The 360-nt window shown below is 67.2% G+C and carries 1 pseudogene; it reads right to left on the reverse strand.

Annotated elements, in window-relative coordinates:
* Positions 1 to 150: 150 nt before the first annotated feature.
* Positions 151 to 360, reverse strand: a pseudogene (locus M8J73_RS27950) (hypothetical protein); the annotation flags it as partial.

Genomic DNA, 360 nt, shown 5'->3' on the forward strand with positions numbered 1-360 from the left:
GCTGCTGGTGTCACTGCCGCAGTGAGGGCGCCGGGCGAGTGTCTCTCCGCGTCATGACTGCGACACAGGGGCCTCCTGCCACTGCCCGGTGATTCGACACCAAGAGCAGCAGCGGGAGGCCCCACTCGCATGCGCCCAGCCTGCCGCGACCTACGGAGTCGTGGTGATACTCAGGCCGCTGAACTCGGCCGTACCCGAGATCTTGTTGTCGTGGGAGGTGTGGAAGACGCCCGCGTCCTGGGTGGCGTTGGCTCCGGACAGGTTCACCGCCGAGCCGACCTGGGTGAAGGTGGTTCCGTTGGTGGAGTAGTACCCGCTGACCTGGTTGCCGGTGCGGGTGAGCCGCAACCAGACCGGTGC

The sequence above is a fragment of the Streptomyces neyagawaensis genome (assembly GCF_023516595.1).
Lineage (GTDB): Bacteria > Actinomycetota > Actinomycetes > Streptomycetales > Streptomycetaceae > Streptomyces > Streptomyces neyagawaensis.